Source organism: Neptuniibacter sp. 1_MG-2023 (genome assembly GCF_030547185.1).
Taxonomy (GTDB): Bacteria; Pseudomonadota; Gammaproteobacteria; order Pseudomonadales; family Balneatricaceae; genus Neptuniibacter.
The window spans coordinates 1-14,739 of sequence record NZ_JAUOQR010000001.1 but is presented as its reverse complement, the minus strand read 5'-3'; the positions used below and the strand labels follow the sequence as shown (position 1 = coordinate 14,739).

The following is a 14,739-nucleotide window of genomic DNA, read 5'->3' as shown; positions in this document are numbered from 1 at the left end:
AACCAGGAGTGAGCTATATGTCATTAGCTAAACAGTTTGGGATACTTGCCGTAGCATTGGCTGTTACACCTGCTGCATTTGCAGTAGGCGGTGCAACCGCTGCTAAGTCAAACCCATTAACAAACTACAGCCCAGTTACTGAAGCTAGGCTACAAAATCCAGAGCCAGAAAACTGGCTTCAATGGCGTGGTACTTATGAAGGTTGGACGTATAGTCCACTAGATCAGATTAATGCTGATAACGTTTCTGACCTTGTACCAGTATGGTCATATTCTACAGGTGAGCTAGAAGGTCACCAGGCACCACCTATCGTCAATGACGGGGTGATGTTTATCTCTACGCCAAACAACCAGGTTATTGCGCTTAATGCAGAAACAGGTGATGAGCTTTGGCGTTATAAGAAAGAGATTCCTGAAGAGCTTTTCCAATTACACCCAACAAACCGTGGTGTAGGCTTGTATGGCGATAAAGTATACCTGGCTGCAACAGATGCATGTCTAGTTGCTTTGGATGCTAAAACAGGTGAGGAATCTTGGGTTACTTGTGTTGCTGATTGGCAGGACGGTTACTATATGACATTGTCTCCGCTTATTGCGAAAGGCAAAGTTATGGTAGGTGTTTCTGGTGGTGAATATGGTATTCGTGGCCATATCACAGCAGTTGATGCTGAAACTGGTAAAATTGAATGGAAAACCCATACAATTCCAGCACCAGGCGAGCCAGGTAGTGATACGTGGAAAGGCGATGCTTGGAAAACCGGTGGCGCATCTGTATGGATCGCAGGTACTTATGACGCTGACATGGGTGTAGCGTTCTATGGTACGGGTAATGGTGGCCCTTGGATGCCAGATACTCGTCCAGGCGATAACCTATATGCTAACTCTGTAGTAGCAATTGATGTTGCAACAGGTAAGATGAAAGGTTACCACCAATACCATCACAATGATGCATGGGATTGGGATGAAGTATCTCCGCCTGTAATTATTGATTACAAGCACAAAGGCAAAAACATTAAAGGCCTCGTACATGCGGGTCGTAATGGTTACCTTTGGACGCTTGAGCGTCATAAAGATGGATCTATTGGTTTCGTAGATGCTGAACCATTCGTTAAGCAAAACGTATTTAAGAGTATAGATCCTAAAACGGGTCGTCCAACATATGACCCTGCACATACGCCAGGTACAGGTAAAACTGTTACTTTCTGCCCATCTCTTTGGGGCGGTAAAGATTGGCCGCCAGAAGCATACAACCCTAAAACAGGTCTTTTCTACATCCCAGCACATGAGAACCTTTGTTCTGAAATGGGCGGTGTAAAACTAGCACCTCGTAAGTCTGGTGAGTTGTATATTGGTGTACCTATCTCTGACATTCTTACTAACATCCGTTTGACTGATGCTGCTAAAAACGATCATATTGGCGAAATTCAGGCTTGGGATCTTAAGAAAGGTAAGAAGGTATGGCAGTTCAATATGAAAGAGATGAACTGGGGTCCGTTGCTAACTACTGGCGGTAACTTGTTGTTCTCTGGTGGTTCTAATGACCGTATGTTCCGTGCACTTGATGCGCGTACTGGTAAGAAACTTTGGCAGTACCGTGCTAACTCAGGTATCACAGCGGTTCCTTCTAGCTGGAGTGTAAATGGTACTCAGTTTATCGGTGTTCAGGCTGGTTGGGGCGTAGATGCTCAGCGTATGCAGGGTGCATTTGATGCTGTAATGGATCATACAACTGCAGTTCCACAGGGCGGTGTTCTACATGTATTCGCTCTTAAGAAAAATGCAGACAAACTGATGGAAGCTGCAGCTAAATAAGCAGTAAATCCATCCTAGAGTCAGGTTAGTAGTTCTACTTTCCTGACTCTTATTTCCCCCCCCATAAGAATAAAGAGAATATGTCATGTTAGAAGCCCCTGTTTATAGAAATTATATTAATGGCGAATTTATGGCGGAGCCTGCGTCAACTATTGATGTATTTAATCCTGCTAATGGCCAATTATTATCCCATGTCCCTAATTCTGCAGCTGATGAAGTTGACTTGGCTGTTGGTGCTGCAAAAGCAGCACAGAAAGATTGGGCTGCAAAACCAGCAAATGAGCGTGCGGGCTATTTGCGAGTTATTGCAAACAAAATTCGTGAAAATGCAGATAGGCTAGCGACAATCATTACAGAAGAGCAGGGTAAAGTGCTAAGCCTTGCTAGAGTCGAAGTGGACTTTACTGCCGACTATATGGACTATATGGCTGAGTGGGCTCGCCGTATAGAGGGTGAAGTAATTACAAGTGACCGTCCAGGTGAAAATATTTTCCTTTTTCATAAGCCTGTAGGTGTAGTTGCAGGTATTTTACCTTGGAACTTCCCGTTTTTTCTTATTGCAAGAAAAATGGCGCCAGCTTTAGTTACAGGTAACACTATTGTTATCAAGCCTAGTGAAGAAACACCTAATAACTGCTTTGAGTTTGCTAAGTTAGTTGCAGAAACTGATCTACCGAAGGGCGTATTTAACGTTGTGTGTGGGACAGGTGCTGGTGTAGGTAGTGCTTTGACAACTCATACAAGTGTTGACCTTATTAGCTTTACGGGCAGTGTTGAGACAGGATCTCGTATCATGGCTGCTGCTGCACCAAATATTACTAAGTTAAACCTTGAGCTTGGTGGTAAGGCGCCAGCGATTGTTATGCCAAGTGCAGATATTGACCTAGCGGTTACTGCAATCAAAAACTCTCGTGTGATTAACTCAGGCCAGGTGTGTAACTGTGCAGAGCGTGTTTATGTTCACGCATCAGTTGCTGATGAATTCATTAGTAAAATGACCGCAGCTATGGCTGAAACCACTTATGGTGATCCAATTGAAAACCCAGATGTTGATATGGGGCCTTTGGTTAATAAGATTGGTTTAGATAAAGTTGCAGCAATGGTTGAAAAGGCAAAAGAGCAGGGTGCGACAGTAACTACGGGTGGATCTATTGCTGATTTGGGTAAAGGATTCCATTACCAACCGACAGTTATTTCTGGTTGTACAAGTGATATGGAGATCATGAATAAGGAGATCTTTGGTGCCGTACTTCCTATCCAGATAGTAAATGATCTTGATGAGGCGATCTCTATTGCTAATGCATCTGAGTATGGATTAACTTCGTCGATTTATACGCGTGATTTAAATGAAACGATGAAAGCGATTAATGAGTTGGATTACGGTGAAACTTATGTAAACCGTGAAAACTTTGAAGCGATGCAGGGCTTTCATGCAGGTGTTCGTAAATCTGGTATCGGTGGTGCTGACGGTAAGCATGGTTTGTATGAATATACTCATACCCATGTTGCCTATATTCAGCGTTAAGTGTCGATAAACTCTTAGCAAGCCAATGCTTGAAAATGAGGAGCGAACTAGCTCCTCATTTTATTTGATTTTGGGGCATCTATGGAAAAATTAAAAAGGAAATTATCATTATTAAATATCCCTGTTTATGAAATAGAAACAGAGGACGCTTTGCCTGAGGTTATTTATACTCATTTAGAACTAATAGATGAAGACCTTTTAGTGTATGAGCCAAAGATCTACTTTGATACGGAAAATATTAATTCTTCTTATAACCGTGAACATTTAAACGTTATTGTCTTTCAAACGTTATTAGCTGTTGAGGAAAGCTCGATCTTATTTGTAGATCAGAATGTTAACGATAGTATAAGGCTGGCTGATTTATCTAACTACTCTGTATTAGTCGTTCAGGAACGTAATGTAGTTGACTGCATTGAGGTCGCTTTACATAGAATTAGCGGTGCTTCTGGTTACTATAATAACAATATAGAAATAATATCACCTAGTTCTATCCCTTCTAATTCAATAATTGTTATCGTAAAAGACTAATTTTAATTCCTTTCTTAAAAGTCCCTATATAAAAATAATATTTTATATGTCTCCTTAAATGAAAGTGTATAGTTTTAAATGCATTTTCTATTTCGATATCTTTTTTGAGTGTCGCTTTCTGTATTTTAAATTATATATTATGTTTTATAATTGCGACACTTGATGCAGCTTTGTTTTTGTTTGTTTCAGTTTTTAAAGGTATTTTTCCTTGTTTTATAAGGTTTTATTGTTAATTTTAGTTTTCTGCTGAGTTGGCATTATAACTGCTTTGTTTATGTCGATAGTTAATAAATGGTTAGTTACATCATTTATTTAATGACATAAATTTAAGAAAAATAAGGAAAAGTCATTTATGAACCCTTTAACCGCTACTTCTTTAAGTATCGCTATATTCGGTGCGTTAGCTACCTGGATGGCACTTAGTCCTTTATCAGGTCTCGTTCTGATTTGGGCGATCTTCGTTGCGTGGGCAGCATTTGCTGCTTTAGGCGCGGATAATACTGCATTCAAAAATACTATTGTTTGCGGCGTATTCGGCGTTGTTATTGGCTGGATAGGCGCTTTTATTCTATTAAAACTTCCATTAGGTGAAGTTTTAGGTGGTCCATTATGGGCGGCAATAGTCGTGGCAGTAACTGCCTTTACCGTAGTGTTCGCTTCTAACCTTTCAATTTTTGGAGCGGTGCCTGCATCGGTTCTTTCTTATGCTGCAACCTTCGCTTACCTGCTTCAGACTGAAGGGAAGATGTCTTTAGAGACATTAACATCAGCATCATTTGAAAACCCATTATTAATCATCTCTCTATCATTTATTTTGGGCGCTGTTTTTGGAAAGCTTTCAACCTTAGCAGCAGGCGCAGTGTCAGCAGAAGCATAAGGTTTTTCACCCTTTTATACGAGTAGTACCCTTCGCTCTCGGTACCGCATCTTCTACGGTGGTACCAAATCCATCCGCTATTCACGGCGGCTTTAGCCCTAAATCTTTGGTTTAGGGCTTTTTTTATATTTTTCTGTCACTTAAAAATGCTATGAAGTGGGCTCTTTGCTGAAAATAATTAGGGGTAAATATTGATGTGAAAGGGGGATATGAGAGGAGCTAGCTTAGAGATAAAAAAACCGGGTATTTATATAAATACCCGGTTTTGTTTTAAGAGTAATAAGGGCTAGCCAAGAGGTCTAGCAATCGTTAGCTCACGTAAGTAATCATAGAATGTTTCTGGGGAGTTTACGCCACCACCAACACCACTCATATTGATCCCGCCGTAAGGTAAACCATATGCAAAAACGTTATGAGCGTTAATCCAGCTGTTCCCTGCAATCATCTGTTCTGCTACACGGTTGCAGCGTTCGATATCACGACTGAATACACTATTTGCTAGTCCGTATTCTAAGCTATTAACTAGATCTAGTGCTTCACTTTCAGTTTTGAATTTAACAAGAAAAGCAGCTGGGCCGAAGATCTCTTCTTTAAAGCAGATGTTGTTAGGTGAGCCTGTTAATAGATAAGGTGCTACGTAGTAGCCACCATCATGACCATCAACAGAAACCTTACCCCCTGCTAATACTTCAACGGCGCCTTCAGTTAAGCCTTTATCTAAATACTCGAGGACTGTATCTTGTTGGGCTTGGCTCACGACAGGTCCCATCTCTGTTTTTGGATCTATACCAGGACCAATAACAGTGCTTTTCAATTTTGTTGTTACTTTTTCAACAAACTGATCGTAGATGTTTTCGTGAATTAACCAGCGCGTTGCGGTACAGCAAACTTGTCCAGTGTTTAGAGTGATCGCGCCTGCAAGCTGCTCCACAGCATTATCTATATCAGCATCATCAAAGACAACCGCAGCACCTTTACCGCCAAGCTCTAGTTTGCAAGGAATAGGACGTTGACCACACATGGATGCTATCTGTTTGCCTACACCGGAAGAGCCTGTAAATGATATACGGCGTGTTTTAGGATGCTCAATAAGTGGTGTGCCTACAGCTCGACCTGCACCAACAACAACATTAATTACGCCAGCAGGAATGCCAACTTCTTCAGCTAACTTACATACATAAAGAGTAGTTAGAGGTGTTAACTCGGCAGGTTTTATAACAACAGTATTACCCGCAGCTAATGCAGGTATAACGTTCCACATGAGAAGGTCAAAAGGGAAGTTCCAAGGAAAGATAAAACCACAAACGCCATAAGGGGCGCGGTGGACGCGCGCGTCCATATCTTTTAAATCTAAAGTTTTGCCGTAATCCGCATTTACTGCAAGATCTGCATAGTAACGTACACATTCAATACCGAAAGGAATGTCAAAGCCATCAGCATTTACGAATGCCTTACCTACATCAAGGGCTTCTAGTTGAGCGAGAGTCTCTGACTCGCTTTCAAGCTTGTCTGCAAGGCGGTTTAAATATTGAGCGCGTTCGGCAGGTGATAGTGCTGACCAGCTTTTAAATGCTTTGTCTGCTGTTACTACTGCAAGGTTAACATCTTGTGCGTTACCAGAAGAGACAGTGGCAATTTTCGACCCAGAGGATGGGTCAATAACATCTGTAGTTTTTCCGCTTTCGCTATTAATCCATGTACCGTTAATGAATTGAGGGATCGGTTGGCTCAAAAACTCTTTTGCTTGAGAACTTAATAGATCGTTCATACATTGCTCCATTGGCTACTCATTAGTTTTATTATGAAGTGGTTTATTCAGCAGTATATGTGCCAGATTTTAAGTGTCTGAATAAAAATATTTAAACGTAATTGTCTGTTAAATATATGTATTTTTTAGTTTTAGGTGGATTTTTACTAAAAGTTAATATTATTAAGAAAGGAACGACGCAGCGGAGAGATTAGTGTTTTAGAAATGCAACATTTGTTACTTTTTACATGTTTTATTTAGCAACTCTATATACACAAAAAGGACCTGCCTCAGAGTGCGAACTTAGGCAGGCCAAAGCCACTGCTGTCGTGACAGTAGTTTTGAAGAAAACTGAGGCAGTATGTTTTCTTCAAAGGTGAAAAAAGAGCACCTTAAAAAGGTGCTCAAGATCACCGGAGGGTGAATTGATGAAGAAATTCTCTAGCTAGTAAGGTGGGAGCCCGAAGGGGGGGGCTCCCATCTTTACCTGTTAGAAAGTTACAGATGCTTCGACGATTAAGCCATCCCACTCTGCGCCGCCAGCAACGCTAGAGTCTGTAGCGCCACCGCCGGAGAACTGATCTTCTTCCTGTTTAACATATTCAGCTTTAAATAAAGTAGAATCGTTCATCCAGTAGCCAGCGCCAACTTGTAAACGAGTCGCTTCGTTAGGGCCGCTGATACCGGCACTTTTGTTCTCTGATTCAGCATAACGAGCAGCAAGATAGAAGTCATTGCTGATATCGTATTTACCTTCGATAGACCAGAATGCCATTTTAGACTTTTGAGCTACGTATGTTGTATCGAATGCGCCTTGGCCGCCTGCCCAGCTATAATCATCTTCCGCTTGACCGATAAGGCCGTGTACAAGGAAGTTGTTAGCTTTATATTGAACATCAGCCTGCCAAATGAAGGCATCAACACCTGGAACGATCAGTGGGTGTGTTGCACGTGCGTTTGGAGCAGTGCTTGCGAACTGATAGTTATCGCCATCACCAACAGCAATCAATGAACCAGCTGTTTTGCCAGTAACTGATGCTTGATCGTGGTTAGTTTTAAATGTACCAGCACCAAAAGAAAGACCACTTTCTAGGTTGATAGTACCGCGTAAACCAAGGTTATAACCGTGACCTGCAGAGAAATCTGTGAAGAAATCTGGTGTTGCTAATACAGCATCCCAAGTTACGTTTGTGCCGCCAGATAGATTGTGAGAACCGTAAGCCCATAGGCCTTCCTCAGCAGTAATCATGTCGACTAGACCGTTACCTACGAACGGGTTGCTTTGTACAGCAGCACCATCTGAGTAGCGGATAAAGTTTTGAGTTGTTGAAACAACGTTACCTAAGCGAACACCTGTGTTGTTAGGTAGGTCGAATTGAATCCAGCCTAGATCTTGGCTAATTGCAGCGCTACCATTATTCCAGTCGTTAGGTTCTTCAGCTAACTCAGCGAATACGGAAACATTTTCAGCTATTTGAGCATTGATGTTCAATGCAAAGCGCATGCGTTGGAATGCAGAATCTGAGGATGCATCAGCAGGATTAGCTGCTGCTCCTTCTACATCAATGCCTGATTGCCATGACTGCATAGCCGCGCCACTGATTTTGATTTTTCCATCCATGAATTCTGCAGCAGTTGCTGTCGTTGCTACAGCGGACATAGCAAGAATTGCAGCGGCAACATTCATGTTGATTAGTGTTCGTTTCATTAACGAATCCCCCTAACTTTTTTATAAGTAAGTTTTTGTTTTGGTTTTTTAAAATAATTAAATTTAATTACTCTAGCCGACTTTAATATCGCAATTGCTGTGCCAGATGTGTTTTTAGTGGGATTTTTATTTATATGTTTTTGAAAAATAAGGAGAAATGATTTTTTTGTATTTATTTTGAACTAAATGTTTTTTCTAGTGTCTGTTTTTTTGTAAATCATATGTCGCATTAATGTTTTAAATTTGCGACAACTGTTCTTTTTTTGTTTTGTTTTTTTAATATAGGGAGAGATGTTGTAATTGTTGCATTATATGTTTCATCTGTATCTTTTAAGAAACATATGTAGCATTCTCTGATAAAAAAAAGCACTTATTTAAAGTGCTTTTATTTTTAAAAGGTATTTTAAATTAAGATTTTTTCTCATCAAGCGTGATTGCTATTTTATAACCTTCATCGCTTTTTCCAACAAGGTATACAACAGAATTATACTCTTCTTCTTTGCTTGTTTTGCTTTCTTTGTCGCTGTTTTCAAAGTAGATTCTCATTAAATGTGTAACAGGCATATTGCTATGATATTTTTTGTTACCTACAGAGAAGTTATTTAAGAACTCAGTATCAGCTTCTTCAAACTCGGTTTTCGCTACTTTGCGGCCAAAGTTGTTACGTGTATAAACACGTACCATTTTGGCTTTATATTTTCTGACACCTTCCCAATTTACTAAAGCTTCTATATCAGAATAGTTTTTGGCCTCATGGGCTGCTAAAAAGCGTTCCAATAATGACTCTTTAGTGTTTGCTATGTCAGAAGCGTGCGCACTAAAACAACAAATAATAAAAAACAATGGCAGTATTTTTTTTAACATTTTTATTTTCTCCGTTGATCTATCAATTCTAAGTGATAAATTCATAGATTTGCTTTTAATCGATAAATTTAATGCAGGTGTTATGCCAATTAGCATGAAGTCTGAGTGGTAAGTTTTTGAAGGGCGTTCGTATGAAAATGGTGAATAATAAGTAGATGTTTTATCTATCTTAAGGCTGGAAATGAGGCATTCCCAGCCTTAAGATTCGTCATTAAAGAATCAATAGATATCATTCGGTTGAACGATGTTATATTTTTTCATTTTTCGATAAACGGTTGAGCGGCAAATATTCAATTCTTCAGAGACTTGAGTGATATTCCAGCGATATTGACGTAATGCATCGACTAGGCGGCGTCCTTCCTCATCATTTACAAAATCAGATAGACTCATTGGTTTCTCTGTTTCAGGGATGACTTCCTCTTCCTTGAAGAGCTCTTTCGATGCACGAACTTCAATAGGTAGATCATCAATTGTAATGTGTTTTTCTTTTGATACAGCTAAAGCGTAGCGTAGTACGTTAGCTAGTTGGCGTATATTACCAGGCCAGTGATAGTCGTGAAGTATCTGTCGAGCCTGAGGGGCAAAGACTACATCAGCAGAGCCACCTAGTTCTCGATCAAGAATGCAATCAATAATAAAGTCTTTATCATTGCGATTTCGAAGGGCTGGTAGTTTTAGTGACATGCCGTTGAGTCGATAATAAAAGTCCTCGCGGAATAATTTGTCTTTAATATGCTGCATTAGGTCTTGATGTGTTGCAGAGATAACTTGTATATCTAGAGTTATGGGGGCGGTTGCACCTAAAGGCATTATCTCGCGTTCCGCTAAGGCGCGTAGTAAACGAGTTTGTAGTTGTGCTGGCATATCACCTATCTCATCTAGGAAGATGGTCCCGCCGTTAGCCTGTTCAAGTTTACCCTTCATTCCTTTTCGGTTTGCGCCGGTAAAGGAGCCGCTTTTATAACCAAAGAGTTCACTTTCTATTAAAGATTCTGGAATCGCAGCACAATTTAATGCGATGAAAGGACCGTTCTTTTTATCGCTTGCGTCGTGAATAGCGCGAGCAAAGGCTTCTTTGCCTGTCCCTGTTTCACCGGTTATTAGGATAGGAATGTCCTTATTTATGACATGTCTTATCTGCTGAACATTGCGAAGTACTCCCTCGTCTTCGCCTGCTAGCTCTTCTAAAGTCGGGTGTTTGTGTTTATGTGCTTCTTTAGGTTTTATAATTGCATTTTCATTAGAGGCTGTTATTAGCTTGTTGGCCGGTACGCGAATGGCTATCTCTATCTCGTCCAGTAATTTTGGCGATTGATGCCTAACGGTTAATGCGCCTCCGTTACTTTGGGTGAGTAGTTGATCCACATTTAAGCCAACAATATCTTCAATTTGCATGCCTAAGAGTTGTTGGTCTCTATCAAGGAGGTGCTCGTATTCTGCAAACGCAGAGCGGTTAGCCCCGATCACAACGCCGCGTTCATTGATGGCTAGTAATTGTTCTTGTGCCAGATCGGAAAAGTTATTGGTCTCTTTTACGTTCATGGTGATCTGGCCACGATAGGTTTGACGGAAATAACTATTCTCAATCATTCGGCCATACATGCAGATCATCTGCAGGGTTAAAAATTGGCTTTCTTTGCTGCCTGAAGCATTAAGGCATGAGGCATTGAGGCAGCCTTTTAGGTTGCCTAGTGGATCAAAAATAGGGGTAACTGAACAGCTTAACTGGCTATGGTTGGCAAAAAAGTGTTCATGATGATGAATTATCATGGACTCTTTTTCTTCTAAGCAAGTGCCTATGCCGTTTGTGCCTGCTTGTGATTCCCCCCACGTTGAGCCAACCAATAGACCGGCGCTTTGCCAAATTTCTTTGGACATTTTAGGGAGTCGTGCATCTAAGGTTAAACCTGATTCGTCCGTTAATAGAACGGAGAAACCAGCGTCGGCAATTCGTTTTGATAGGCCGGTCAATCCATTTCGGGCAATATTCAGGTAATCTTCGTGAAGTTGTAACTGTTCTTGAATCTCATACTGAGTCAGGATATCTACCGGTCGAGGGGTTTTTGGATCTAGGCCGTGCTTTAATAGGCTTCTCTCCCATGACCGTGCTATACGATCTCCGGGGGTGAATTTTCGATCTTGGAAATTCCCTGTTACGTAGGCGACAACGTCCTTGGTGCCATTTATTTGTGGCATATTTCTCATGCTGGATTCGCTCCTGCCTTAACAATCTTATTTATATAGGTGAAAGAGAATGCTTTCAGCTATTTAAGTCGTAAGGCTTTTTATTTTTGTTATACGAGTTCTACTGTAACAATGTTTGGCTACATTGTTCATGAAATCTTTGCAGGATGTATGCCAGCCTAATTCTTTCTTTTATGTGTGTGATTTGCATAGTTAATTGGCTCCTAACTTGGTCTTAAATTGTATAATTTTTCTATGCGAATTGGTTGGAATATTGAGGCGTTTTTATTGCGATCTAAAAAAAACACCTTGTGTTTATATTTTCTAACTATTTGATAATTAAAACTTAAATAAGTCGATTGTTGTTTTTATGCACCGGTCTGTTGCAGCGCTGAATCAAATGTTTCTTTTTTTATCAGACGGGTGCGCATTTTACATCTTGAGTTGAAATGAGACAGGTGTGTCAAATATGAAACATTAGATGATTGTTGCTACACATGTAGCAGTATCGCTCATAGAGAGCTGGCAATCTATAGTGTTGGCGGTAGGTTGTCGATGTCGATTTTTGTTTTCTTTAGTGGATTATTTTATTTTCCCTCTATTTGATTCTCTTTTCTGGGATTTTGTATAGTGCTAGGCGGTCTGTCTTGTCTTTGCTGAAGCGCTATGGGTGTTTATATCTTCTTTTTTGTTTTTTTATCCAGCTCTTTTATTTACTTGTTCTTTTTCAACTAGTTGCTGCTCTTTTGTTCTCTCTTCTTTGCTTTTGGCATATATCTTGATGATTAACAGCTTTGGTTGTTACTCATAACTCGTTGTTAAAAAGTAGTTTCTAGTAATTTTGAAGTCTGCTAGCGAGTGCTTTGGGTTGAGTTCTTAAAGATAATTATAAAAAGAAGAGCAGTGGATATATGAGTTTATATAAAAGTATTGAACGGACTTTATTTAATTCTCTTACTAAAAAGATAGTAGGTAATGTCCTTTTTCTGATCATTCCTAATATTATTTTGATGGTTTTAGTTTATCGTCATACGCAAAGTGTTGAGTCGATTTTGTTGTCTGCTGAGGTGGGCGACTCGACTAAGCAGTTGTTGGGGGATGCATTAGGTGTGTTTTGGTTATCTGCTTCAGTCACGGTTGGATTGGCTTTAGCAGGTGGTATTTTCACTATTTTTTTTATGCGCCACCTTTTTCTCAAACCGATTCAGGATATTACTCGGGTTTTAAGTGCTATTAAGGAGAAGGGGGGAGATATATCGGTAACGCTGCCTGTTTATACTTGTGACGAAATTTCAGTCATGGCGCAGAGTTACAATGAGTTCTCTTCAAAGCTTAAGGATATTATTGCGGATACGCGTTCGAGAAGTGTGAATATTGCGGTGTCGGCGGCGCGTCTTAAAAAAGTGATTGGGCAGGCAAGTAATAACGCAAGTGATCAAGAGGATAAAGCGCATCAGGTTTTTCAGTCTAGCAGTGAGTCCACTCAGGCTATAGATGAGATCGCTAGAAGTACTATCCAGATAAGCGAGCAGAACTCATCAAATCTTAATGATGTGCGGGGCTCAAGTTCAGAGCTGCTGAAGGTCCAAGAGCAGGTTGAAGCCATTCATCAGCTAGTTAGTGAGTTTCAAACTAAAATCGCGAGCTTACATGCAAATTCGCAAAATATAACGCAAATACTATTGATGGTTCAGGAGTTCTCTGAGCAAACAAATCTGTTAGCGCTTAATGCATCTATCGAAGCTGCGCGTGCGGGTGATGCTGGGCGAGGATTTGCGGTTGTGGCTGATGAGGTTAGGGGGTTGGCTCAAAAAGTGGGTTCAGCTACGAGTGAGATTGATAAAAATATCTCACAGATGTCATCCCTAGTATCAGATACGGGTAGTAGTGCTAAGAATATTTTGGGTTATGTTGAGTCAACGGGGCAGTTTATTGAGCAAACAAATATTCAGTTTGGTCAGTTGGTAACCGACTTTGAGCAGGTGGATGGTCAGTTGTCCGGTATTAGTGCTGCGATTGATGAGCTTTCGTATACCAATAAAAGCTCCCATAAGCAGGTGGATCTGATTACTAAAATTTCTGCGGAGATTAAGCAGGAGATGGAGCATTCTCAAAGTTTCTCTAATGATTTAGAGGTATCGACTGAGGAGAGCCAGGAGTTGTTATCTCGTTTTATTATTGGCTACGGTGCATTTGAAAGCATTATTGTGAAAGGCAGGGGTTTTCATAGTGAGCTGCAAGGATTGCTTGAAGAGCTTGGTCAGCGCTGTAATATTTTTGATACTAATTATCAGCGGGTTAATCCAGATCAGCAGCCAGCAAAATTTGTAACATCTTGTACGGATAAGTTTGATGGTTGTTTTCAGGCTGTCATTGATCGCTTTATAGAGTTGAACTCCGAGTTTATCTATACAGTATTAGTGGATCAGCGTGGTTATATAGCTACGCATCATAAGAAAGTGTCTAAGCCTATGACGGGGGATTTCTCAATTGATAATCTTCAGAGCCGTAATAGACGGATTTTCTTTGATACCCGCTCAGAACAGCGGAGGGCAACTCATACGCAACCTTTCCTTATGCAGACTTATATACGCGATACGGGCGAGATACTTAATGAGTTATCAATTCCTGTCTTTGTGGGTGGTAGGCACTGGGGTGCATTAATTATGGGCTTTAATCCCGATGTGCTTTTGTAAAGTTTTTTAAATATGACGTTGGTAAGTGGAAATAAAAATTTTAAATAGTGAGTTAGTTGATGTAATGGCATGAATCTAGCTTATTATTTTGATGAGAAGTGTAATGCCTGTAATGCGCAAATAGCTGTCCGCTTCTGCAACAGGTGTTGCACTTTGTGAAGCAATAGAAAAACAAGTGATAATAAATTTAATAATAGGAGTTACTTATGAAATGGTCTAAACCAACATATAGCGATCTAAGAATCGGTTTTGAAGTTACTATGTATTTCGCAAACCGTTAAGCTCTATTTCATCTTCCCCGGATGATGGTCGCAACTGTATTTTTTAAGTTGTGTAAGAATGGCGCCTAATCATAGCTGTAATTTAAAGTAATTTATTGAATGGCTTTTTCTGGATTAGGCGCCTTTCGCGCTCAGTTCCACCTCTTATTTTTATTGATGCTAAAGCGTCTGTAATAAAATAAGCCAACTAGAAGAATAATAATGAAAGTACAAGTATTAGGCTCAGCTGCTGGCGGCGGTTTTCCTCAGTGGAACTGTAACTGTCGTAACTGTGCAGGCGTGCGTGCCGGCACTATCAATGCAAAAACTAGAACACAGTCCTCTATTACCGTCAGTGTTGATGGCGAGAACTGGATCCTCTTTAATACCTCTCCCGATATTCGTGAACAGTTGGCCAGTTTTGGCCCTATGCAACCTAATCGTGCGATCCGCGATACCGGTATTGCTGCGATCGTCTATATGGATAGTCAGATCGACCACACCACCGGCTTATTGATGCTGCGTGAAGGCTGCCCCCA

General features: G+C 40.5%; 11 protein-coding genes. 7 read left to right on the top strand and 4 right to left on the bottom strand.

Translation table 11 applies throughout. The features are described 5' to 3' along the window. Positions 1 to 17: 17 nt before the first annotated feature. The 4 genes from Q4492_RS00055 to Q4492_RS00040 all read left to right on the top strand — a co-directional run bounded on the left by Q4492_RS00055 (position 18) and on the right by Q4492_RS00040 (position 4,741). Positions 18 to 1,811, top strand: coding sequence for a PQQ-dependent dehydrogenase, methanol/ethanol family (locus Q4492_RS00055; protein WP_303415098.1), 1,794 nt, complete (start codon positions 18 to 20; stop codon positions 1,809 to 1,811). A gap of 85 nt (positions 1,812 to 1,896) precedes the next feature. Further along, positions 1,897 to 3,336 (top strand): aldehyde dehydrogenase, encoded by a 1,440-nt coding sequence (gene aldA / locus Q4492_RS00050; protein ID WP_303415097.1) that lies wholly within the window; start codon positions 1,897 to 1,899, stop codon positions 3,334 to 3,336. A gap of 81 nt (positions 3,337 to 3,417) precedes the next feature. Then, on the top strand, positions 3,418 to 3,864 hold the full coding sequence (locus Q4492_RS00045; RefSeq protein WP_303415096.1) for a hypothetical protein: 447 nt from the start codon (positions 3,418 to 3,420) through the stop codon (positions 3,862 to 3,864). Between the two features lie 352 nt (positions 3,865 to 4,216). Continuing rightward, positions 4,217 to 4,741: a DUF1097 domain-containing protein gene (locus Q4492_RS00040; RefSeq protein WP_303415095.1), complete on the top strand. Its 525-nt coding sequence runs from the start codon at positions 4,217 to 4,219 to the stop codon at positions 4,739 to 4,741. 286 nt (positions 4,742 to 5,027) lie between these two features. Here the strand turns inward: Q4492_RS00040 and Q4492_RS00035 are convergent, their stop codons facing one another. From Q4492_RS00035 to Q4492_RS00020, 4 genes are all read right to left on the bottom strand, one after another. Next, positions 5,028 to 6,509 (bottom strand): aldehyde dehydrogenase, encoded by a 1,482-nt coding sequence (locus Q4492_RS00035; protein ID WP_303415094.1) that lies wholly within the window; start codon positions 6,507 to 6,509, stop codon positions 5,028 to 5,030. A gap of 469 nt (positions 6,510 to 6,978) precedes the next feature. Next, positions 6,979 to 8,196, bottom strand: a complete 1,218-nt coding sequence (locus tag Q4492_RS00030; protein WP_303415093.1) for a hypothetical protein — start codon at positions 8,194 to 8,196, stop codon at positions 6,979 to 6,981. Positions 8,197 to 8,604: 408 nt separating this feature from the next. Then, complete coding sequence (locus Q4492_RS00025; protein ID WP_303415092.1) at positions 8,605 to 9,105, bottom strand: hypothetical protein; 501 nt, start codon at positions 9,103 to 9,105, stop codon at positions 8,605 to 8,607. 174 nt (positions 9,106 to 9,279) lie between these two features. Then, positions 9,280 to 11,265, bottom strand: a complete 1,986-nt coding sequence (locus Q4492_RS00020; protein ID WP_303415091.1) for a sigma-54-dependent Fis family transcriptional regulator — start codon at positions 11,263 to 11,265, stop codon at positions 9,280 to 9,282. Positions 11,266 to 12,155: 890 nt separating this feature from the next. Between Q4492_RS00020 and Q4492_RS00015 the strand changes: the two genes are divergently transcribed. The 3 genes from Q4492_RS00015 to Q4492_RS00005 all read left to right on the top strand — a co-directional run. Next, positions 12,156 to 13,940 carry a methyl-accepting chemotaxis protein gene (locus Q4492_RS00015; protein ID WP_303415090.1) on the top strand — a complete coding sequence of 595 codons (1,785 nt, stop codon included), beginning with the start codon at positions 12,156 to 12,158 and terminating at the stop codon, positions 13,938 to 13,940. Between the two features lie 206 nt (positions 13,941 to 14,146). Next, complete coding sequence (gene pqqA, locus Q4492_RS00010; RefSeq protein WP_075107977.1) at positions 14,147 to 14,221, top strand: pyrroloquinoline quinone precursor peptide PqqA; 75 nt, start codon at positions 14,147 to 14,149, stop codon at positions 14,219 to 14,221. Between the two features lie 201 nt (positions 14,222 to 14,422). Then, positions 14,423 to 14,739: MBL fold metallo-hydrolase (locus Q4492_RS00005; protein ID WP_303415089.1), on the top strand; the 317-nt coding region annotated here is incomplete at its 3' end.